This is a genomic window from Actinoplanes sp. NPDC049599 (assembly GCF_044465625.1).
Lineage (GTDB): Bacteria > Actinomycetota > Actinomycetes > Mycobacteriales > Micromonosporaceae > Actinoplanes.
The window spans coordinates 33,713-54,988 of the sequence record NZ_JBITLX010000044.1 but is presented as its reverse complement, the minus strand read 5'-3'; the positions used below and the strand labels follow the sequence as shown (position 1 = coordinate 54,988).

Here is a 21,276-nt window from a genome sequence, read left to right as displayed (position 1 = left end):
GATTCCGCAACCCCAAAAACCAACGACTACGCACCCGCGCAGCCACCACCCGCCGCCACCGCGGACACCTCAACCCCGCTTAACTTCGAAGAGCCACCTGACTCCGACCAGCGCGTCCTGAGCGAACTTTGGCAGACTCGCTTCATGACGAATCGACCCTCGGTGCCTGCCGTGGTGGTACGGGCCGCGGACGGCGAGCCGATACCAGCGGCCGGAGTACTGCACCTTTTCAAACTGACCGGCGAGCACACGGATGGCCGCCTCGGCCTTGAAGAATTCACCGTGCCGCCGGCCACGCTGGGCGCGCGACCGCACATCCACCGGGGCCACGACGAATACTTCTACGTCCTGTCGGGCGAGCTGACGGTGACAACCAACGACAGCGAGATCGTGCTCGGCCCTTCAGACCTGGTAGCGGCAAGCCGTGGCTCGGTGCACGGCTTCCGCAATGCCAGCGACGACACGCCGGTCCGGGCCCTTTGCATGTACACCCCGCCGGGATATGAACAGTACTTCCGCGACGTCCACGCCGCAGTGGCCGCCGGCACCGAACTCACCGTCGACCTGCTCTCGGAGCTACGCGGCCGATATGAAACCGACAGCCTCTGAACTTGCCGCGGCAGAACAATGCGTTCGAGTGGCGGACAGGTAAGTAGGCATTTTATTTGAGAACCACGCCATTGTGCGCCGCTGTGGCGAGCACCCGCGCCACGGACCCACTCCGTCAAGAACGGCACTATCGACTGGAAAGCTCTGGGCCCGCAGCAGACTCCGACTGGGCAGCTGAGGGCAGACTGATTTGAGTCAATCGCCGATGAACCACAGATACAGGTGCAGCCCGCGTTCGACGACCCGGCACAGCTCAATGGCCTGAGCGACCCAGTCACCGCCCAAATTGGCAGGAAGCTGGTCAAGTTCCGCCAGCAGGAGTGGTACCTGCCTTTGATTGAAGACCGCATCCCCATACGGCGTTAGTGCCCAGAGCATCGGGAACTCCGCAGGGTCCAGATCCGCGAAGCCAGCCGTCCACTCCACCCCGGCTTTAGCGGAGGCGACGACGTTGCCACTGTCACCACGCACCGCCATATTGATCATCAGCCCAGCCTATCGGAGTCCACGGAGACCCACGAAGGATTTATCGACCGTGCCGTGTTCTGCATGCTCATCGCGGCATGAGAGTAAACCGCACCGTTCAGAGCTTCCGCGAAGCCGGACTGCTGTCCTCGGCTGTTCAGGGCCTATTGCCGTCTCGGAACCCGAGCCGTTAAAGGAAACGCTGCCGGACCGCCTCAGCCACCCGGCCCGCCGTCGGGCTCCGGCGCTACTCCGGTGATGGCCTGCGTCTCCCGTCCGATCATCTCCACCAATGGCACGTCGTCGCGGTTGGTGAGGATGACACCGACCCAGCCTGTATCCGGGTAGATGTTCCAGTTGGCGCCGATACCGGGACTTCCGCCGCCGCGCCCGTACGTCCACTGGCCGCCGACGATGGAGGCTGGAGGCCCGTACGTGCTGAACCCCGCCGGGCCAAGCGGGAACTTGGCTGCGGTGAGTACGTCCGCCCAGGGCCGGTCCAGGACCGTTCCGTCACTCAGCCCATGGGCGAACCGAACCAGATCCAACGCGCTGGCGAAGCCGCCGTCGCCGGGGGCATCGATGAAGGCGCGGCCCGGGTTCTTGCCCAGTGTTTCCGTGCGCGGGCTGCCCTTGTCCAGATTGCGGATGGCGTCCACCCGGCTGCCGTCGGCCAGCGTCATGTAGGGGTGAGCGATGTTCGCGTCGGTGAGCCACTGTGGTCTGGTGTAGAACGCCGAGCCGGTCATGCCACAGCGCTTGAAGATGTGTTCCCGGACGTAGTCCCAATACGTCGTGCCAGTCACGGCCTCCACGAGCAGCGCGGAAATGGTGACCTCCGCCTCCGCGTGGGCGGTGTCGGGAATGCCCGGCATGGCAATCAGACGCGCCTGCCGGGCCCGTTGCTGGTAGTACGCGTGCACCTCGTCTCGGCTCTGGAAGACGCGTCGCACGTCCTCGGCCGGGGAGTCCAGCCCGGACGTGCCGGAGAGCAGGTGGTGAATGGTCACCTGCTTGGCGACGTCCTGGGGGAAGCCCGACAGGTATTTGCCCACCGTGTCCGTCAGCTGCAGCTCACCCTGCTGCGCCAACTGCAGAATGGCCACCGCGTAGAACGGCTTGCCCGCCGAGCTGAGGTTGAACGCCGTGCCCTCACGGTTGCGGACTCCCTTCTCCTTGTCGGCCATGCCATAACTGCGGGAAAGCACCGTCCGGCCCCGGTGCGACAGCAACACCACACCGGAGAACTCGCCGGCAGCGGCCAGCTCCGCCACGTACCGGTCGTAGGCTCCCCCGGGCAAGGCCTCCGGCGGGATCCTGTCGTGCCCTGACGAGCCGGTGGGGAGCCAGTCGCCGTGACCGATCCCAGCGCCCACCAGCGGCACGCCGGCGACCGCCGCACCGCCCCATTTCAACATCCGCCGCCGATCGACACCACGTACAGCATCCGAATACAAGATCATCGCCCTTCCCTGGTCGACAGACCTGCGCTGCCAGTGACGCGCAGCGGTCATGCCACCCATTGAAAGCCGACCATCGTCGCGGCGCCGTAAGTGCTTTCCTTACGCCCGCAATACATATCCGCGACCAACTTGCCAGGAGGAGCGACATCCTCACATCGGCATGACAATGCGCCGGAGCGACAGCTGCCGCTCGTCGCTGGTGGTCTGTCCGGGCGATGGCACCGCTTCGGCAGGGTCTCGTCCAGGACAGACATTGACGGGATGCGGGAGCAGCTGACTAACGTCCCGGTGAAGCGGTGCGCGTGGAGATGGCGACGCACGCAACCGGCATCGGCCCGTCGCTGGAAGGCGACGGTCGCATCGTCAGGACCCGGACGCCGGCATCGGCCATCTCGATCCCGGCCTCCAGCGCGGTCAGCCGGTAACCGGCTTGGGCCACGATCGGGCATACGTCCTCGATCGTCAGCGCATGGGACGGCATCACGTTGATTCCGTCCGGCAGCACGGCGTCCGTCATGGTCACGAAGATGCGATCGGCCAGGAGGCCGGGTCCGTCCCGGACCACCAGATGGTCTTGGGAGCCGCACGCGTGCAGCCAGCAGGGACCACCGTTCAGCCGGCGCCGACCTCGTCGCGGTGCTGTCCCAGCATGATGGAGCCAACACCCGCTGTGGCCGTCCGCAGTTTGTGATGAACGACGGGCTGGCCAGCATCCACGGACTGCGGCATGAGCGAGCACTGATCGAGCGCGCGTTGACCGCCGGGCCGGCACTCCACCGCCGTACGCGCTCCGGTCGACTGACCGCCCGCCACCGGCGCGCGTCTGTGACCGTGCGGACAGCCGGAAACGCGTTTCTCCGATTGGCGTTCGCTCCGTAGGATCTCCGGCGATCAAGGGGGATGAAACGGTGGGGGATTTCCAGCAGTTCGTGACAGATGTGACTTCACGTCTGTTCACGATGTCCAAGGGCGAGTTGTACGTCGTCGGCGATGGTCTCGACCGGGACTCGCTCTGGCTCACCTTTCTCGAGTCCTTCCCCGCCGGCACCAATCCGAGGTTCCGTGAGCGATCCGAGTACGACTGCTCGACCTGCCGCGGTTTCATCAAGCACTTCGGCAACGTCGTTGAGATCCACGACGGGCGAGTCCGTACCGTATGGTCCGGGGTGTCGGCATCCGACCCGGTCTTCTCCGTCGTCGCCGCCGCTCTGGACGAGTTCGTTCTTTCGCTGCCGTTGTCCACCATCTTCCGGTCGGCTCAGGCGCAGTACGGGACGAAGACCACCCGAACGCTGCGCGACGGCCAGGTCGAGTTGTGGCACCACCTGCACGCCCGGGTCGAGAAGCGGCATCGCATCGAGGACGTCGGCGCGGCACAGGGCACCTTCGACGCCGCGGTGCAGGTCTTCCAGCGTGGTCTGGCCGAGTTGCCCCGGCACGCTCTGGACACCGTTGTCGACCTCATCGACGACAACGCCCTCTACCGCGGAGCGGAGCATCGCCGGGCGGTGACCGAGTTCCGCTCGCTGCAGAGCCGGTGGGCGCAGGCGACCGACCGACGTGCCTTCGTCTTCGCCAACGCCTTGAACCCGGCGGCCCGGTTGCGCAACACGGTGATCGGCACCCTCGTCCAGGATCTCTCCGCGGCCGTCGACCTGGAGCAGGCGGTCCGGTCGTTCGAGGCGAAGGTGGCGCCGCAGAATTACCAGCGCCCCACGGCGCTGATCACCCCTGGCATGGTCAAGGCCGCCATGAGGACCGTTGCCGAGCTGGGCATCGAGGAGTCGTTGCAGCGGCGGTTCGCCCGGCTGTCCGACGTGTCGGTCACCAACGTGCTGTGGGTCGACAACGACACCCAGGCACGGATGAAGGAGGGCATCGAAGGGCTGCTCATGCAGGCGGCCACCAACCGGTCGTCAGGTGCGTTCCTTCGCGACGCCGAGCCGGAGGAGATTCCCGTGGTCTCCTTCATGAAGGACATCTTGCCCGGCGCCGCCACCATCGACCTGTGGGTCGCCAACACTTACGAGCCGCACCTCGTCAGCCTCACCACCGGCCGGCACCCGGCTGCTCCGCGGTTGTTCAAGTGGGACAACGATTTCGGCTGGTCGTACGGGGGCAACGTCACGGACTCGATCAGGGAGAAGGTCAAGCGGGCCGGCGGCAACGTCACCGGCAAGCTGCGGGTGAGCCTGTCCTGGTTCAACCACGACGACCTGGACCTGCACGTGTACGAACCCAACGGCGACCACATCTGGTACCAGGAGAAGCGTAACAAGCTGGACGTCGACATGAATGCCAGCGGGCCGCTCTCCCGCGAGCCGGTGGAGAACGTCACCTGGACCGACCGCGTCCCCGACGGTGAGTACCGGATCGAGGTGAACCAGTACCGCAAGCGGGACAGCGCCCAGGTGGGCTTCGTGATCGAGACCGAGAGCAACGGGAAGATCGAGCACTACAGCCACGAGCGTGCGGTCGGCCACAAGGAGACCGTCGAGGTGGGCCGGATGACGGTTGCCGGCGGGGTGATCACCGCTTTCCAGCCGGGTATGGACGTGCAACCGGGCAGTGCGGGCAAGGAATTGTGGGGCATCATCACCGAACAGTTCGTACCGGTGTCCACCGTCATGTACTCGCCGAACTACTTCGATGACAACGAGGTCGGCAACCGGCACTACTTCTTCATCTTGAAGGGGTGCGTGAACGACCAGCCGACGCGGGGGATCTACAACGAGTTCCTCCGCAGCGACCTGCTACCGCACCGCAAGGTGTTCGAGGTTCTCGGCGACCGCACCAAGTGCGAGCCGTCGGAGGATCAGCTTTCCGGCCTCGGCTTCAGCTCCACGGTCCGCAACTCTGTGGCCGCCAAGGTGACCATGACCGGCGGCCGGCGCCGCCTCATCAGCATCCAGTTCTGATTCCCTACCCAGATATTCCAGAGAGGCCACCATGACCATTTTCGAGAAGGCCACACGGGAGAAGTTCCGCTATCCGTCGGCCAAGGGACTGCTGACCACCGAACAGCTGTGGGAGCTTCCGCTGACCGCCAAGTCCGGCTTCAGCCTCGATGACGTGGCCAAGGCGGTCAACGCCGAGCTCAAGACCGTCGACACCGAGTCGTTCGTGGCCACCGAGGCCAATCCGGCCAAGTCAACCTTGGAGGCCAAGCTGGAGGTCGTCAAGCACGTCATCGCTGTCCGCCTCGCGGAGGACCAGGCGGCGAAGGCTGTGGCGGCCAAGAAGCTGGAGAAGGAGAAGCTGCTGGCGGCCCTGGGCCGCAAGCAGGACGCGGTCCTGGAAAACCTGACCGAGGCAGAGCTGCTGGCCCGAATCAACAACCTGTAGCCCGCCGACAATCAGCGTTTGCCAGCGGGCCCGCACATCGCCGAGAAGTACGGTCGCCATGCAAGACCCGTGCGGCCAGGCCGGAGAGGATTATTCTCGTCGATGCACGAGATGAGGCCCGCCGCAGTATCTCGATCTACCAAAGACTCGGGGACGACGAGTCAGCCCGGTCGGCTCGGGATGCCCTCGCCGTGATTGAAGGCATCGGTCAATAGTCCCGTGCAGCCTTCGCGGGACGCTTTGCCAGCGCCAGCCCCGCAATCAGGCTGGCCATCGCAAGATCATTTCATCTCAGAGAGCGAACGGGAGACCGCGCACGACACCGTGCTGAAGCTGCCGCGTCGCGGTCACCGCCCAGGTCACCGTGGACACCAAGTCGAACGGGATCACGTCGTTCGCACCACTGCTCAACGCCGTCGAAGCAGGACACCGCACGGTATTCGCGGGTCATTGCTGGGTTGAACGCGCCGAGCGGACGGTCTGGTAGTGGCGGGCCGCGCGGGCGCGGTTTCCGCATGCGACCGAGCACCACTCGCGCCGTGGGTGCGTCATTGCGAAGTAGAGCACGCAACCTGGTGCGTGGCAGGCGCGTAGCACTGAGTTGTTCGGGCCCAGGAGTCGCTGGGCCTCGGCGGCCACTTCGGCGAGGCCACCGGTTACGGGTGAGGCCGCGGTTTCGGGGCCGAAATCGAGGTTGCCCTCCCTCAGCTCCAGTCGCAGGACGGGGGTTTCGCGGGCGGTGGCGTTCACGGTTTCGATCGCCTGCCCCACGTCCGGCACGGCGGAGACTGCCGCGGAACGCTCATCGCCGGTGACGAAGGCTGCGAGCCGGCGGACGGAATCGCGCAGCGCACGCGCGCGTAGGAACTCGTCCCGCGTCGCCGCGATGCCGTGGCGGGCGACGCCGATCGCGTCCAGCCACTCGTCCAGGTCCGAAGGCGCCGCGAAGTCGTCGTGCACGCCGTCGGTGTCGGCCCAGATCGTGGCCATCAGGCGCACCGGGACCGGCTCATCGGGGAGCACCCAGTCGCGTTCGGAAGCCGCATCACCCACGTCATGAAACTTATCACGGGAGATTGGGCTTGCATCCGTTAGGGCATCCGCGTACAACTTCTAACGGGTGATCGGACGATCATCCGTTAGAACAGGAGAGTCCACGTGACCGTCACCATCGCTCCCGTTCAGCCCGAGACCGCTACGGGCGCCGCCAAAGACCTGCTCGACCAGGTACAGAAGGGCCTGGGCCTGGTGCCGAACATGGCCAAAGTCATGGCCAACAGCCCGGCCCTGCTGAAGGGCTACCTCGCCCTGTCCGCTGCGGTCGGCTCCGGGAGCCTGCCCGCGGCCGTACGCGAGCGTCTCGCGGTCGCCACCGCGCAGCTCAACGGCTGCGAGTACTGCCTCTCGGCCCACACCTACATCGGCGCCAACATCGCCAAGGTCGACGCCGCCGAGCTCGACTCAGCCCGACGCGCCGAATCCAAGGACCCGCACGTGGCGGCCCTGCTGAAGCTCTCCAACGCGATCGCCGAACACGCCGGCGACGTCGACGACGCCGCGATCAACGACGCCCGCGCCGTCGGCGTCACCGACCAGGAGATCGGCGAGCTGGTCGCCAACCTCGCCCTGAACGTCCTCACCAACTACTTCAACGTGCTGGCCGACGTCGACAACGACTGGCCCGTCGTCACCATTTAGCCCCACCTCACAGGCAAAGGACACACGATGACTGCGACGCACCAGCTCGCCGACGCGGGCTTCCACGCCGGCGAGCTGGCCGTCCAGCACCAGGCCGGCGTACGGGAGCAAGCCGCCCGGCTCTCACGCATGCTGGAACCGGCAGAGCTCTCCAGCGGTATCGCCGGATTCCTCGCCCAGCGGACTCTGCTCGTCATCACCGGGCGCGACGAGACCGGCCGGCTCTGGACCTCACCGCTCACCGGCCCCGCCGGCTTCCTCGAGGTCCGATCCGGAACCGAACTGGCGGTCCACGGCGGAGTCCCGGCAGGTGACCCGCTCCACGGGATGACCACCGGACAGAAGATCGGCACGACAAGTGTGGAATTCGCCTCGCGACGCCGGGTGCGAATCAACGGCACTCTCACGGTCGCCACCGATGACCTGCTGGTCATCGACATCGAGCAGGCCTACGGCAACTGCCCGCAGTACATCCAGCAACGCCTGCTCACCCCCGACACCGTCAGGCGCGAGCAAGCAGCGACCGACGTGGCGCGTCGCGGCACCACGCTAGAACCGGAACACATCGCCTTGATCCGATCAGCCGACACCTTCCTGCTCGGCACCGTGCACCCGCAACGCGGCGCCGACGCCTCCCACCGCGGAGGACCGCCCGGCTTCGTCCGCGTCGACGAACGCGGACTGTGGTGGCCGGACTATCCCGGCAACAATCTCTTCAACAGCCTCGGCAACCTGGCCGTGAGCCCCGAGACAGCACTGCTGTTCCCCGACTTCACCACCGGCCGCACCCTGCACCTGTCCGGAACGTCGAGGACCGAATGGGGCGAGGCCGGAAGGCCCGGCGACGACGGGCGCACCGGCCGCATCGTCCGCTTCGACCTCGCAAGCCTCACCGCCGCACGTCGGCTCCCGGTGCGCGAAGTCGCCCACCACCCCTACCCGCGCAATCCCGTGCTCACCGATGAGAGGCCCGATTTCGATGACCGAATCCCGTCTGCCGTTCCCGCCCTACGACCTGGCAACCGCCCTGCACAAGGTCCAGGCCGCTGAGGACGCCTGGAACACCCGCGATCCCGAGAAGGTCGCCCTGGCCTACACGCCCGACTCACAGTGGCGGAACCGGGACGTGCACCTGATCGGCCGCCCGGCGATCATCGAGTTCCTGACCCGCAAATGGGAACGTGAGCAGGATTACGCACTCCGCAAGGGCCTGTGGGGATTCCGCGAGAACCGTATCGCCGTGCGCTTCCAGTACGAATGGCACGACACCGAAGGCCAGTGGTGGCGCAGCTACGGCAACGAGCTATGGGAATTCACCGCCAACGGCCTCATGAGCCGACGCGAGGCATCCATCAACGACCACCACATCGACAGATCCGAACGCCGCATCATCGGCCCCCGCCCAGAATCCGAGCGCGACCTCGACTTCCCCATCTGGTGAGCACCATCTCCGTACCGCAAAGCCAGAAGCAGACATACACCGCTCCAGGGAGACCGCCCGGACAGCCTGAACTCGCCCTCTTCCTACTCACGGGACTCGTCGCCCGGCAGCATGCCGACTGCCGATGGCCAGAAGAGCGTCGCCGTCCGGATCACACGGTGACTGCCTGATCGTGTTCCCTGTTCTCGTCCTGGTGGCTGGTGTTCGGATGCAACGCTGTGCGTAGCGCGAGTGGTGGGTGGGTCAGCAGGTCCTTCACCCGCGCCCGGCGGGGGCGTTCGTTCTGCCGCCGGAGGGCGGCGAGGGTGCCACGGACGGCTGCCGCCCAGGCGTGCAAGGCGGCCGGGCCGGCCTGCCGGACGGCGATGCGATCGCATGCCGCCTCCGACCACCATCGGCCGGCCACAGTGAGCATCGCCGTGCCGGTGACGGCGGTCGCCGCAGCTCGCAGGTCGAAGCTGGCCAGCGCGCCGACGACCAGGCCGACGCCCACCCGAGCGTTGAGCCGCCGTGCCGCGCCGTCGCGCCGGGCAAGGTGTGCCACCTCGTGCCACAGCACGAAATGCGCCAGCTCGCGGTGGCGTTCGGTACCTGACCCGAGCACGATCCATGCTCGGCGGCCCAGCCGGTAACACCGGTCCTGGGCCGGCGCCGGCTGGATCCGCACTTCGAGCTGCTGGAGTCCGAGACGATCCAGCAACGGCCGCATGCTCTCGGGCACGGGCAGCGTCGTCGGGGCGTACGCCAGGGACCGGCGGAACCGCCGACGAAGAAGGACCGGGGCAAGCAGAGCAGACAGCAGCACCGTTGCCGCCCCCAAGGCGAGGACCAGTTCGGGGCCGGACGTGTCCCAGGTGATGGCCAGCACGGTGCACCACAGCAGAGCGTACGGAATCAGGCCGCCCACCATGCCGGCGGCGGCGCGCCCGCGCCCGGGCACGCGGTCCGCGTGAGATCCCAGCTCCGCCAGGAGCGTCCGGACTTCGCTGACACCCGTTTCCTGACAGCAGGCGCTGTGATCGCCCTCGGCGAGGGCCGCGCGCACCATGGCCGGTTCAGCGCCCGCGGCGCGCAGCAGCGACGTCCCGGGGCCGTCTGCCGGGTCAAGGGCGGCGAAGAGGATGTCGGCGGTCGTCGCCTGGTCACGGCCGGACGCTCTGGCCCGCTCGATGGCACTGTGGACGATGTCCCTGGCTGTCACGGAGGGCAACCGCACATCAGCCGAAGCTTCCGCGTCCAGCGTCGCGGCCGACGGTGGTACGGCGCGAAGGCGTTCGGCGCTCGAGCCCAGCACGTGCCGCGCACTGCCCTCGGCGCCTGCCAGGCCGAGCAGCACGTGATAGCCGCCGACCGCCCTGTCGCCGCGGTTGTGGGCCGCTTCCGCGGCCAGCACGAGCGCTCGGCCCGCCTGATCGGTCAACCGCATGGTCCACCACCTCGGCCGGCATCGTGCCACATCCGGCCACCAGACGAGACCCGGCAGCACATGCCTGCGCGATCACAGCCACGGACAACCCGCCGCGAACGTGCCCGAGTTGCTCGAACCTGTTGTTCATCGACAGGGACGCATACAGAGTCTCCTAGCGCGGACCCCAACTGGTGGCGCGCCGGTGAACTCCGTTGGTGTTGCTGCGAGCGATTGTGACCGCTTTGGTGACGAGCTGTTCCCAAGCATCGACTATGAACGGAGCAACGGCAGGGTCGAATCCGGCGATCAGCTTGACGGTTCGGGTCACGGACTCAGCGGCCCGTACTGCTTCGTCGCGGTGGGCAGGTTGCTCCTCGCGGCTCAGCTCCGTTATCGCTGCGGCAACGGATAGCTGAGACTCGGCCACGGCAACAGATACGCCAGCGGGTTTGGGACTGCTCGGCCTGGGTGTCTTCCTCGCGATCGGCACGTACATGGTGGTCGACCTTCCACCGGTGACCCGGGCCGGAAGCGCCGTCCTGCTCCGGGAGCGAGCTGAGCTGAGCGACTCTGCATCATGGTTCCGGCGGGTGGCGGCCAACGGTGAATCGGAACTGTGGCGAATGGATGCCGCCTTCGCCGAGCAGGCAGGCGCCTTCTCCGGCGAACTCCCGAAACTTCCGGTCAACAAGGAGGACGTTCATCAGCACCGATTGGTGGCACTGGAGGGAAATGTCCGATCAAGCCTCTTCCCTCAACGTGAAGGGTGATCCCCGGGTCTGACCATCGCGGTCCGAGGCGACGCCGGTGTCATCGAGCCGATGACGGGCCCGGACCAACACGATGCCAAATCTGTTCCAGGCCTGCCCGACGATCTTGTACCCGTCGATGCGGCAGCTCGACAGCGGAGGGGCTGCATTGGGCGTTGGGCCTTGGTCACATGGTCGCTCGAGTCCGCCGTCGCCCGATCACCTGGACGCGCCTCCTACCGGATCACCACCTTCGCAAGATCGATAGCGAAGAGATCGACTACGATGCGCCGAACTCATCGATCACGGGGAATCTTCATGACGGGCACTGTCGCACGGCCACCACGTTCCTGGGAGCTCGGCACGGTCACGCTGCTTCTGGCAGTCGCCGCTACGGCCGGGTTCAGCGTGTTCTGCCTGGTCAGTGATCTGGCTCTGCGGCACGCCCTGCAGACCGACGGCGGCGGCAAGGTCTCCCCGTGGCTGATCTGGGTCGTCGAGCACACGGATGTGCTCGCGACGGTGAACCTGCTGCTGATCCTCGTCTACGTGGGCGGCTTTTACCGCTGGCGCCGGCGCAGTCGGGACATACTTCGCCGTTTCGTGTCGAACCCGGACACCCAGGTGCGGCACTGGTCGATCCTGGCGTGGTACGCGGCGCTTGTCGCCACTGTCCTCATCTCGCTGACCAACTTCGGCGCGGAGCCCGGCAACCGGGACGAGGCCGTGTCCACCCTCGGTGTCAACGCACTCCACTGGGGTGTCCGGACCGTCGGGCTCGCCCTTCTGGCCATCGGCATCGTGCAGATCCGCGACCGGGTCCGCCGAGTGATCGCCGAGCCCCGCATTCCAGCGCCAGCGGCTCCTCGCCCGGCGCCCGCAGCCGCTCCGGCCGGCTCCGCTCCGGTGACCGCGACCGCTCCGAAGAGCCCAGTTCGGGTCCTGGAACCCGTTCCCGGATCAGCCGGCCTCCCACCGGCCGACGACGCTTTCTGGGAGCGGGTCCGAGACACGGCCGCCGACGCGGACCTCGCCCTACTGCAAAGGACCGGTGGGCAGGCATACGGGTGGAAGCTAGTACCGGCGGGCGGTGACATCTCCACGGTCCGGGCGGCGCTGCGGGCCGGCGCCGTCGTGACGGTCTTCACCGAGACGCCGTCCGCACAGGCACCGGGGAAGAAATACAAACCGGTCGCCGCCGAGGAGTACCACGGCTTCCTGGAGTCCGGCGAGACCGGGGCGATCTGGTATCAGCCCGTCGACCGGTGGCGCCTGCAGGCTTTCCTGACCCGTGCGGGCTCGGCCGGACGGTGGGCGCTCTACCCAGTCACAGATGCCGCTGCCCTCCGCGCTGTCGTGCCGGCCGAACAGTAGGTCACGGGCTGGACCGCTCTGCCGCCTCGGCTGACGGGATGATCAGACAGGATTGACCCGTGAAGTCCGCGGCTCGGTCTCGTCCGTGGTGTCGTCCTCGCTCGGCGCTTGCCGGGCTTCGCTTCCCAGCCGAAGTGATCGCCGTGGCGGGTGCGCCGGTATCTGCGTTACGGGATGCCTGAGTCCCGGTTGGCCGTTCCCTCGGGCCCATCACGTCCCCTCGTGGGTCCGCACGGCATGGCGGCATCGCCGGCGCAACAGCCGGGGTGACACGGTCATTCCACCCCGGACACGCCCGCCACCAATGCCGATCGACCCGACGGGTACCGAATACAGTTCCGCCATCTCCCGCAGAAGGGACACCACGGTGCCGGTTACGAACGTCGACGATCTCCCACTCCCCGAAGACTGGCGCCGCCCTGGACGCCTTGGCCGCGCCGCGATGCTGGACACGCCGATCCTGGTCGACATCGGCTGGTGGAACGCCCAGCTCGTCGATCTGGGGCTCCCGGGCGGCCCCATCATCGGCATCAGAGAAGGCCGGAAGGCAGCGGATGACCGCGCGGATATCAGCCGCCGTGAAATGTTGGCGCTCGACCCGAATCTGCCAGACGCGACGCTACGCCGACTCTGGTACGCGCTGGCGTGGGGAACCGGCACAAAACCACGGCTGGGCCGCAAGCGCCTGGAGTGGGTAGCGGCCCGCATGCCAACTGTGCGGGAGGCCCTCGAGTCGGCTGCCAGCGAGGCTCACCAACTGCCGAAGGTCGCCTACGCGACCCTCTTCCCGCACGATCGCCGAACCGCAGTGAAGTACCTCGGACCGGCCTTCTTCACCAAGTTCCTCTACTTCAGCCCTGGCGCGACCGCCAGCAAACAGGCCCCGATCCTGGACACCCGCGTAGCCCGCCGCCTGCAGACCCACCATGGCTGGAACTCCCTGCGGACCGGCGGCCGCTGGCCCGCAGGGACGTACGACCGCTACTGCCGCCTGCTTACCCGCTGGGCGCAGGAGGCCACCACCTACCAAGACCGCGAAGTGTGGCCGGATGAACTGGAGCAATGGCTCTTCGCCCAGAGGTGAACTGACCTCGCCCGCCTGAGCCACCGGCCGTAACGAACGAAGATGGGCCTGGTCGTTACCCGGGGAGCGAAAAGTCAGCGATCAAGCCGCTGACCAACGACTCCGCAAACGACCTGCACAGACGCGAAGCAGTTCGGAGCAGCTCAGAGCCGTTGAACGCGGTTCAGCGCAGGTGGGAGCAACCCGCTGCTCCCAATCTGCTCCCCCATCGCCCTCCCACAACGGCTACCCGGACGCCAACACGAGCTCAGCAATGCCCCCTGGTTGGCTCGCCACGCGCACTTGATGTGGCATGACAGTGCGCGGAGTCCGCCGCCGGCCTGCGGGCCTGGTAGTGCGCCTGGCGCGCCGGCACACCGTTCTCGCAAACATCCGTGCCGGCGGTCCCACGGTTCGTTGCCGTCCCGTCAGTGGTCAAGCCTGAGCTCAGGCATCCGTAGGAGCACGGCCCGCGGGCGTCACAGAGGCGACGGTTCTAATCCTGGCTTCAGGTTGATCGGGGAGGATGAGCGGCAAAGCATCGACGGGAAGGGGGCGGGCCGGCGTGCGGATCATGATCGCGGATGATGACGGGGCGATCCGTGATTCGCTGGAGCGGGTGCTCCAGGTCGAGGGTTACGACACCAGCACCGTCGCCAACGGTCTCGCCGTGCTCGACGGGGTCGGTGGGGCGGGCGGTGACGCGCTGGATCTGCTGATCCTCGACGTGATGATGCCTCGCCTCGGCGGGTTGGAGACCTGCCGGCGGTTGCGGGCCGCGGGTCGGGATCTGCCGGTGCTGATGCTGACCGCCCGTGACCAGGTCTCCGACCGGGTCGCGGGGCTCGACGCGGGCGCCGACGACTACCTGCCCAAGCCGTTCGCCACCGAGGAGTTGCTGGCCCGGGTGCGGGCGCTGCTGCGCCGGCGCACGCCGGCCGGCTTGGAGACGCAGATCCTGTCGTTCGCCGACGTCCGGGTCGATCCCGACAGGTTCGAGGCGTGGCGTGGCGGGCGGTCGCTGCGCTTGACCCGGACCGAGTTCTCCCTGCTGGAGGTTCTCGTGCGCAACGCGACCCGGGTCTTGACCCGCGACGCGCTGTTCGAGGCGATCTGGGGCTTCGACATGAGCGCCACCGCCAACAACCTCCAGGTGTACGTGAGCTACCTGCGCCGCAAGATGGAGGCCGAGGGTGAACCGCGATTGATCTACACGCTGCGCGGCCTGGGATACACGTTGCGGGAGACTCCTCCGTGAGCAAACCCGCCGGCCGGGAACCGCGCCGGCTGACCCGTTGGTGGCGCCGGTGGTCCCTGCGGACCAGGATGACGGTGATCGCGGCGACAGCCATCGCGGTCAGCGTGTTCGTGTCCTTCCAGGTGGCCAGCGAGCTAATGGCCAGGGAGCTGCAGGACACCGCCGAGGATCAGCTGCGCGCCGACTCCCGCGTCCTGGCGATGAGCGCGGAGCGCGGCGGTCTGGCGCAGGTAGAGCTACCGCCGTATCCCGGATCCGGGCGGCTGGTGCGGGTCATCCTGCCCGACGGCTCGACCCGGACGCCGGCCGGCCAAGCCGCGCTGCCCACGGTCAGTGAGCTCGCTGGGCGCGTGGCGCAGGGCGCGTCGGCGGACCTGATGGAGTCGGGCGACAGCGACGAAGACGGCTACATCATCTACACGCTGCGGGTGGGCGACGGCGCGGTCCAGGTGGCCCGCGTCGCCGACGACAGCCCGATCAACCAGTTCGGGTTCGGCATGCTGCTGATCGGGCTGCTCTGCGTGGTCGGCGGCGCCCTTGTCGGACGGACCGTGGCGCGGACCGGGCTGGCACCGATCGACCGGCTGACCGCCGCCGCCGTACGTGTCGCGCGCACCCGGGATCTCGACGCCGACATCCCGGATGAGGGCGGTGGGGAGATCCGGCGGCTGGTCCAGGCGATCAACGACATGCTCGCCGCGCTCCGGGACTCCCGGCGGGCCCAGCGGCTGCTCGCCGAGGACGCCGCCCACGAGCTCAAGACCCCGCTCACCAGCCTGCGCCTCAACGTCGAGCTGCTGATCCGGCTCGATCGGCGCGGCACCCTGCACAGCGCACTGTCGGCGGAGAGCCGGAATCGGTTGCTCAACGATCTCGGCACCCAGGTGGCCGAGTTGAGCACCCTGGCCGCCGAGCTGACCGAGGTGGCGCGCGGTGACCTCAGCGACGAGAGCACCGAGCTGCTCGACCTCGCCGACGTGGTGGTGGCCGCCGCGACCCGGGCGCGTTCGCGCGTGCCTGACATCGAGGTCGCGCTCGACGTGACCTCGATGTGGGTGAGCGGGCGTCCCGCTGCGCTCCAGCGGGCGGTGCTGAACCTCATCGACAACGCCGGCAAGTGGTCGCCCGCGGACCAGCCGGTCCAGGTCCGGCTGCGTGCCGAGGGCGCGTCGGCGGTGCTCGAGGTCGACGACGCCGGGCCGGGCATCGATGCGGTTGACGTACCGCGGGTGTTCGACCGGTTCTACCGTGCCGACAGTGCCCGGGGGTTGCCGGGATCCGGTCTGGGGCTGTCGATCGTGCAGCGGGTCGTCCACGCCCACGGCGGCCGGGCCACCGCCGGCCGATCCGCACGCGGTGGCGCGCTGCTCCGGGTCGACCTTCCGACTACGGCCCCGCCCGCGCCGATCGCGCGGCCCACCGCCGGGGAGGACACCGCGGTGCACTGACCCGCCCGGCGGCGCGGCCAAGGACAGGGGACGGCGACCCTCGGGCATCGCCCCGCGCGGCCCACCGCCGGGGGCAGGACACCGCGGTGCACTGACCCGCCCGGCGGCGCGGCCAAGGACAACGGACGGCGACCCTCGGGCATCGCCCCGCGCAGCCCACCGCCGGGGCAGGACACCGCGCTGCGGCGACCCGGCCCCGGCCGCACGGCGCAGGACAGCGGCCCACAACCGGGCAGGACACCGCGATGCGCCGACCCCAGCCCCGGCGCGTCACGCGGGACCGGAGGGCGGCGGCCGTCGGGCCCACGAAAGGACACGGGACGGGCTGGATGCCCGTCCCGGATCTCGTCCGTGCCACTGTGCTCACCGTTGCAGCGCGGGCTCCTCCTCGTCGGCGAGCGAGCGTCGACCGATCGGCGCCCCCGCCGCTGGACGGGACAGCCGGCTCGGCCACCAGATCCGCCGGCCGATCAGCAGGGTGAGGGCGGGCACCAGGACCGACCGCACCAGCAGGGCGTCGAGCAGCACGCCGAAGGCGACCAGGAATCCGACCTCGATCAGCATCACCAGCGGAAGTGAGACGAGGACCGCGAACGTGGCCGCCAGGACCAGGCCTGCCGAGGTGATGACGCCACCGGTGGCGGAGAGGGCTTTGAGCATGCCCTCTCCGGTGCCGAGACGCGCGGTCTCCTCCCGGGCCCGGCTGGTCAGGAAGATGTTGTAGTCGACGCCGAGCGCCACCAGGAACAGAAATGCCAACAGCGGCACCGAATAGTCGACACCTTTGAACCCGAGGATCGTGTCGAAGACAAACACGCTGCCGCCGAAGGCCGCGGCGAACGAGACGACCACGGTGGCCATCAGGACCAGCGGGGCTACGATCGCGCGCAGCAGCAGCCCGAGCACGATCAGGACGACGGCGAGCACCAGCGGGATCACCAACTTCTCGTCGCGCCTGGTGGTCACCTCGGTGTCGAGGTTCTCCGCACTCGGCCCGCCGACGATCGCCTCCGCCCCGCTCACCGCGTGCACGGCGGTGCGCACCCGCTTGATCGTGTCGTACTCAGCGACGGTGTCCGGCGCATCCTTCGGGAACACGGAGATGTCGACCCAGCCAGCCTTGGTCTCACCCGGGAAGACCTGGGCCACGCCGGGGGTGCCCTTGACGACGTCGAGGACCCGCACCTGGTACGCCGGCCGCGTGTAGATCGTCATCGGCATGCCGCCGAGTTCCGGGAAGTGCTGACGGACAACGGTGAAGCCGGTGACCGACTCCGGCGCGGACAGGAACTGGTCCTGCTCCCGCAGGGCGCCGGTGTTGCCCGCCAGCCCGATGGCGAGCACGCCGAGGACTCCGAGCGAGCCGAGCGTCGCCACCCACCGGCGGCGGCTGATGGCGGCGCCGAGCCGTCCCCACAGCCCCGGCTTCTCCTGCACGGCCGTGCTGAACCGTGGGATGGCCGGCCAGAAGATCCGCCTGCCGAGCACCACGAGCACCGCCGGGAACAGCGTCAGCATGGCCACCAGCGCGCACAGGATGCCGGCCGCACCGATCGGGCCCAACCCGCTGGTGCTGTTCAGGTCGGCGACGAGCAGGCAGAGCAGGCCGGCGACCACGGTGGCCGCGGACGCGACGATCGCCGGCGCCGCCCCGCGCAGCGCGTGGATCATCGCGACCCGGACGTTCTCGTGGTGGTGCAGTGCCTCCCGATATCGGGAGATGAGCAGCAGCGCGTAGTCCGTGCCGACGCCGAACACCAGGATCGTCAGCAGCGCCGAGTTCTGGTTGTTGACCACGATGCCGAAGCCCTTGACGAGCAGGTAGACGGTCGCCATCGCGGTCATTGCGGCCGCGCCCACGGCCATCAGCGGGATGAACCACAACACCGGGCTGCGGTAGGTGAGGATGAGCAGGAGCGTGACGACGATGACGGTGGTGAGGAAGACCTGCAGGTCGATGCCGTCGAAGACGGCGTCCATGTCGCCGTCGATCGCGGCCGGGCCGGTCACCTCGAGTTCCAGGCCGGCGGGGCGGTCCTTCGCGGCGTCACGCAACGGGCCGACGAGGTCCTCCGGTGCGCCGTAGGTCGTGCTCACGTCGAGCGTGAACATCATCGCCTTGCCGTCGGTGGAGCGGCTCGTCGGTGGGCCCTCGTCCTCCTCGCCGGCCGGGGCCGCCAGCTTCGGCGGGTACCGCTTGGCTAGGGTGTTGTAGTGGCGCTCGACCGTCGCGCGGTCGGCGTCGGTCACGCCGCCGGCACGGTGGTACACGAAGACGAACGTGTTGTCCTCACCGCCGGGCAGGCTGTCCTCCAGCGCCGCCACCTTGGTGGACTCGGCACCTGCCGGCAGGAGGTCCACGGCTCTGTCGGTGGTGACCGAGCTCAACTTTCCGCTCAACGGCACCATGACCGCCGCCAGCACCAACCACAAGCCGATCACCAACCACGGCACCCACCGGCCCGCCCACCGACCGGCCGGCGCTTCTCTGGGCGGCGCTGCGTTGACTGACATCAATAGCCTCCTGACGGGTTGCATCGCTTGTCTGAGGCCAACTTCGTACCGAGCGAATCTGAGACGACCGTTAATCCGGTGATCAGACCGGTCGGCAAGGCCCAGGCGACACAGCCGTCGGACCGGATGAGCAACGCGGCACGGCTCTCGTGCGGGAACGGCGCTCCGGGAGTAGTACCGCGGTACCGCCTCCCTCTCGGCGATGACGACCGCGGTACGACGAAAAGACGGGATCTGTCCTAGCGTCCGGGCTATGAGGAGATCTGACAGTCCACGGTGGAAGTTCACGGCGGGCGCCATGACGCTGGTGACAGCGTTCGCTGCTGTCGCCGCTTGCGGGTCGGAGGCCGACAACAGTGCGGCGCTCCCAGCTGCCGGCCCGCACAGCATGCACGCGGGCGCGTCGTCGGCTCCACCGCAGTCGCTGCGTGCCGGCGAGCGGTTCCTGGACCTGAAGATGGCCGAGGCCTACACGCCTGCGGCGCCGGAGGGCGGCGGCACGGACGAGTACCGGTGCCAGGTGATCGATCCGGGCCTGACCAAGACGGCGTTCGTGACCGGGACCCAATTCGCACCGGAGAACGTCGCCATCGCGCACCACGCCATCGTGTACGCGGTGCCGTCGGACCGCGCCGCCCTGGTGCGTAAGCAGGACGCGAAGACGCCCGGCCTCGGCTGGCAGTGTTTCGGCGGGACCGGCGGGACCGGCGCCGACGTGGAGGGCGACGACCAGGGCGCGACGTGGGTGGACACCTGGGCGCCGGGCGCCACGGAGACCCTGTTCACCCAGGACATCGGCGTCAGGCTGGGGCCGGGCAGCCTGGTCATCCTCCAGATCCACTACAGCCTGCTCGCGACCGACGGCAAACCGACCGGGTCGGATCGCTCGGCGGTGCAGCTGCGGCTGACGGACGGCACGCCCCAGACCCGGGAACTCGAAACGTGGTCGCTCGACGCGCCGACCGACCTGCCCTGCGCCGCCGACGAGTCGGGTCCGCGCTGTGACCGGGCGGCCTCGATCGCGGACGTGACGAAGCGGTTCGGACCGGATGTCGGCGAGTCGGCGGACCGTCAGGTGGAGGAATGCAACCCGGGCGGCGTGCCGAAGCCCGGTAACACCCAGACCTGCGACCAGAAGGTGCCGGCGCCGATGACGCTGTTCGCCGGTTTCGGCCACATGCATCTGCTCGGGCGGGCCATCAAGGTCGAACTCAACCCGGGTACGCCGAACGCCAGGGTCGTGCTGGACGTGCCGCAGTTCGACTTCGACAACCAGCGGCTGATGAAGCTGCCGTCGCCGGTGGAGATCGGTCCGGGGGACACGCTGCGGGTGACGTGTACGCACGACGCGAGACTGCGCAGACAGCTGCCGCAGCTGAAGAAGCTGCCGCCCCGCTACGTGGTGTGGCTGCAGGCGGACCCGGCAGCGGAGCGGCCGGTACTACGGTCGCGCCCTCGACGGACGCGCGAGATGACAGGCTGGACCGGCCGGGTAAGTCTCAGGTTGTAGGCGAGGATGACCGCCTGGATCCGGTCCCGTGCGCCGATCTTGGCGAGGACCCGCCCGACGTGGGTCTTCACCGTCGACTCCGACAGCGTGAACCCTTGCGCGATCTCGCCGTTGGTGAGGCTCCCGGATATCGGGAGCCTTCTACGGATTGGTCGGCGGACAGCCGCCTGACCTGCGGAAATATGTGGGCGATACTGGGATCGAACCAGTGACCTCTCCGGTGTGAACGGAGCGCTCTCCCGCTGAGCTAATCGCCCTCAACGGAGTCAGACTGTACCGGACCCTGGCCCGCTCGCGCGAACCAGGGTCCCGGCGCGTCAGGCTCCGGCGAGGAAGTTCCAGGTCAGTGCGGCCAGGTCGACGTCCATGGTCAGTTTGACCGAGAGCCAGACCACCGCCGAGATGAAGATGAAGCCCGCCGTGCCGATCAGGGCGCGCATCGGCAGGGATTGGCGCAGCACCCAGTGGGTCCAGGACTGGACGTGCTTCTTGGTGAAGTGCAGCAGCCGGCGGGCCCAGTGGAACTCGATCGCCCAGATCGCCAGGCCCAGGATCACGATCGCCCAGCCGGGGCCGGGGAACGGGATCAGCACGATGCCGACCGCCACCACGATCGCGCCCAGCACGCCGACGCCGATCTTCAGCGCCAGGTGGCCGGACGGGTTGCTGCGGATGCGGTCCAGTACGCCGCGATGTGAGCGTTCTTCGGTCAGGGGCTCGGATTGGGACATCTCGTTCACTTTCGCGGCAAAGATCGCGGGCTCCCGGTCATTTCATCCCCTAGTGTTCCCCGCCCCCGTCACTACCCGGGAGGAATGGACGTTACCGGAGTGAGTCAACTGCTGGACCACCCGACGCCGGGCGGAACCGAGTACATGGGCAGAACAGGACAAGATACCGTTTAACGCCTCGTTCGGAGAGCTTATCGGAA

At 68.1% G+C, this 21,276-nt stretch carries 20 protein-coding genes and 1 tRNA gene; 12 read left to right on the top strand and 9 right to left on the bottom strand.

The window, feature by feature from the left end; genetic code table 11:
• On the top strand, nucleotides 1–609 hold a 609-nt coding region (locus ACIBQZ_RS41005; protein WP_396094365.1), incomplete at its 5' end, for a cupin domain-containing protein.
• Nucleotides 610–804: 195 nt separating this feature from the next.
• Here ACIBQZ_RS41005 and ACIBQZ_RS41000 read toward each other — a convergent pair.
• The 3 genes from ACIBQZ_RS41000 to ACIBQZ_RS40990 form a co-directional block, all read right to left on the bottom strand.
• Complete coding sequence (locus ACIBQZ_RS41000) at nucleotides 805–1,095, bottom strand: hypothetical protein (protein ID WP_396094364.1); 291 nt, start codon at nucleotides 1,093–1,095, stop codon at nucleotides 805–807.
• Nucleotides 1,096–1,289: 194 nt separating this feature from the next.
• The gene (locus ACIBQZ_RS40995; RefSeq protein ID WP_396094363.1) at nucleotides 1,290–2,588 is read right to left on the bottom strand and encodes a serine hydrolase domain-containing protein; all 1,299 of its coding nucleotides are present in this window, start codon (nucleotides 2,586–2,588) and stop codon (nucleotides 1,290–1,292) included.
• A gap of 226 nt (nucleotides 2,589–2,814) precedes the next feature.
• Nucleotides 2,815–3,054, bottom strand: coding sequence for a hypothetical protein (locus ACIBQZ_RS40990; protein ID WP_396094362.1), 240 nt, complete (start codon nucleotides 3,052–3,054; stop codon nucleotides 2,815–2,817).
• Between the two features lie 391 nt (nucleotides 3,055–3,445).
• Here ACIBQZ_RS40990 and ACIBQZ_RS40985 point away from each other — a divergent pair, with 391 nt between their 5' ends.
• Nucleotides 3,446–5,455 (top strand): hypothetical protein, encoded by a 2,010-nt coding sequence (locus ACIBQZ_RS40985; RefSeq protein WP_396094361.1) that lies wholly within the window; start codon nucleotides 3,446–3,448, stop codon nucleotides 5,453–5,455.
• 31 nt (nucleotides 5,456–5,486) lie between these two features.
• The gene (locus ACIBQZ_RS40980) at nucleotides 5,487–5,882 is read left to right on the top strand and encodes a hypothetical protein (RefSeq protein ID WP_396094360.1); all 396 of its coding nucleotides are present in this window, start codon (nucleotides 5,487–5,489) and stop codon (nucleotides 5,880–5,882) included.
• A 447-nt stretch (nucleotides 5,883–6,329) separates the two neighbouring features.
• Here ACIBQZ_RS40980 and ACIBQZ_RS40975 read toward each other — a convergent pair whose 3' ends face one another.
• Nucleotides 6,330–6,935 (bottom strand): CGNR zinc finger domain-containing protein, encoded by a 606-nt coding sequence (locus ACIBQZ_RS40975; protein ID WP_396094359.1) that lies wholly within the window; start codon nucleotides 6,933–6,935, stop codon nucleotides 6,330–6,332.
• Nucleotides 6,936–7,040: 105 nt separating this feature from the next.
• On the opposite strand from ACIBQZ_RS40975, the gene ACIBQZ_RS40970 reads away from it, so the two are divergent.
• The 3 genes from ACIBQZ_RS40970 to ACIBQZ_RS40960 are packed head-to-tail and all read left to right on the top strand — an operon-like array spanning nucleotide 7,041 to nucleotide 9,021.
• Nucleotides 7,041–7,580 carry a carboxymuconolactone decarboxylase family protein gene (locus ACIBQZ_RS40970; RefSeq protein WP_396094358.1) on the top strand — a complete coding sequence of 180 codons (540 nt, stop codon included), beginning with the start codon at nucleotides 7,041–7,043 and terminating at the stop codon, nucleotides 7,578–7,580.
• Between the two features lie 27 nt (nucleotides 7,581–7,607).
• Complete coding sequence (locus ACIBQZ_RS40965) at nucleotides 7,608–8,630, top strand: pyridoxamine 5'-phosphate oxidase family protein (RefSeq protein ID WP_396094357.1); 1,023 nt, start codon at nucleotides 7,608–7,610, stop codon at nucleotides 8,628–8,630.
• Nucleotides 8,560–9,021, top strand: coding sequence for a nuclear transport factor 2 family protein (locus tag ACIBQZ_RS40960; protein ID WP_396094356.1), 462 nt, complete (start codon nucleotides 8,560–8,562; stop codon nucleotides 9,019–9,021). Before ACIBQZ_RS40965 ends, ACIBQZ_RS40960 begins: the two co-directional genes overlap by 71 nt.
• A 151-nt stretch (nucleotides 9,022–9,172) precedes the next feature.
• Here the strand turns inward: ACIBQZ_RS40960 and ACIBQZ_RS40955 are convergent, their stop codons facing one another.
• Complete coding sequence (locus tag ACIBQZ_RS40955; RefSeq protein WP_396094355.1) at nucleotides 9,173–10,447, bottom strand: Clp protease N-terminal domain-containing protein; 1,275 nt, start codon at nucleotides 10,445–10,447, stop codon at nucleotides 9,173–9,175.
• A 431-nt stretch (nucleotides 10,448–10,878) separates the two neighbouring features.
• Here ACIBQZ_RS40955 and ACIBQZ_RS40950 point away from each other — a divergent pair, with 431 nt between their 5' ends.
• The 5 genes from ACIBQZ_RS40950 (at nucleotide 10,879) to ACIBQZ_RS40930 (ending at nucleotide 16,321) form a co-directional block, all read left to right on the top strand.
• On the top strand, nucleotides 10,879–11,199 hold the full coding sequence (locus ACIBQZ_RS40950) for a hypothetical protein (RefSeq protein WP_396094354.1): 321 nt from the start codon (nucleotides 10,879–10,881) through the stop codon (nucleotides 11,197–11,199).
• 297 nt (nucleotides 11,200–11,496) lie between these two features.
• Nucleotides 11,497–12,552: a hypothetical protein gene (locus tag ACIBQZ_RS40945; RefSeq protein WP_396094353.1), complete on the top strand. Its 1,056-nt coding sequence runs from the start codon at nucleotides 11,497–11,499 to the stop codon at nucleotides 12,550–12,552.
• 304 nt (nucleotides 12,553–12,856) lie between these two features.
• Nucleotides 12,857–13,636 (top strand): hypothetical protein, encoded by a 780-nt coding sequence (locus ACIBQZ_RS40940; RefSeq protein WP_396094352.1) that lies wholly within the window; start codon nucleotides 12,857–12,859, stop codon nucleotides 13,634–13,636.
• Nucleotides 13,637–14,189: 553 nt separating this feature from the next.
• Nucleotides 14,190–14,873, top strand: a complete 684-nt coding sequence (locus ACIBQZ_RS40935; protein ID WP_396094351.1) for a response regulator transcription factor — start codon at nucleotides 14,190–14,192, stop codon at nucleotides 14,871–14,873.
• Nucleotides 14,870–16,321 (top strand): ATP-binding protein, encoded by a 1,452-nt coding sequence (locus ACIBQZ_RS40930; protein ID WP_396094350.1) that lies wholly within the window; start codon nucleotides 14,870–14,872, stop codon nucleotides 16,319–16,321. The genes ACIBQZ_RS40935 and ACIBQZ_RS40930 overlap by 4 nt, the downstream gene beginning before the upstream one ends.
• 363 nt (nucleotides 16,322–16,684) lie before the next feature.
• Here ACIBQZ_RS40930 and ACIBQZ_RS40925 read toward each other — a convergent pair whose 3' ends face one another.
• Complete coding sequence (locus ACIBQZ_RS40925; protein ID WP_396094349.1) at nucleotides 16,685–18,682, bottom strand: MMPL family transporter; 1,998 nt, start codon at nucleotides 18,680–18,682, stop codon at nucleotides 16,685–16,687.
• Between the two features lie 451 nt (nucleotides 18,683–19,133).
• Between ACIBQZ_RS40925 and ACIBQZ_RS40920 the strand changes: the two genes are divergently transcribed.
• Nucleotides 19,134–20,345 (top strand): monooxygenase, encoded by a 1,212-nt coding sequence (locus ACIBQZ_RS40920; protein WP_396094348.1) that lies wholly within the window; start codon nucleotides 19,134–19,136, stop codon nucleotides 20,343–20,345.
• Here the strand turns inward: ACIBQZ_RS40920 and ACIBQZ_RS40915 are convergent.
• The 3 genes from ACIBQZ_RS40915 to ACIBQZ_RS40905 form a co-directional block, all read right to left on the bottom strand.
• Nucleotides 20,231–20,476, bottom strand: coding sequence for a response regulator transcription factor (locus tag ACIBQZ_RS40915; protein ID WP_396094366.1), 246 nt, complete (start codon nucleotides 20,474–20,476; stop codon nucleotides 20,231–20,233). The genes ACIBQZ_RS40920 and ACIBQZ_RS40915 overlap by 115 nt on opposite strands.
• Before the next feature lie 54 nt (nucleotides 20,477–20,530).
• Nucleotides 20,531–20,602, bottom strand: a tRNA-Val gene (locus tag ACIBQZ_RS40910).
• A 60-nt stretch (nucleotides 20,603–20,662) separates the two neighbouring features.
• Nucleotides 20,663–21,076: a TIGR02611 family protein gene (locus ACIBQZ_RS40905; protein WP_396094347.1), complete on the bottom strand. Its 414-nt coding sequence runs from the start codon at nucleotides 21,074–21,076 to the stop codon at nucleotides 20,663–20,665.
• Between the last annotated feature and the right edge of the window lie 200 nt (nucleotides 21,077–21,276).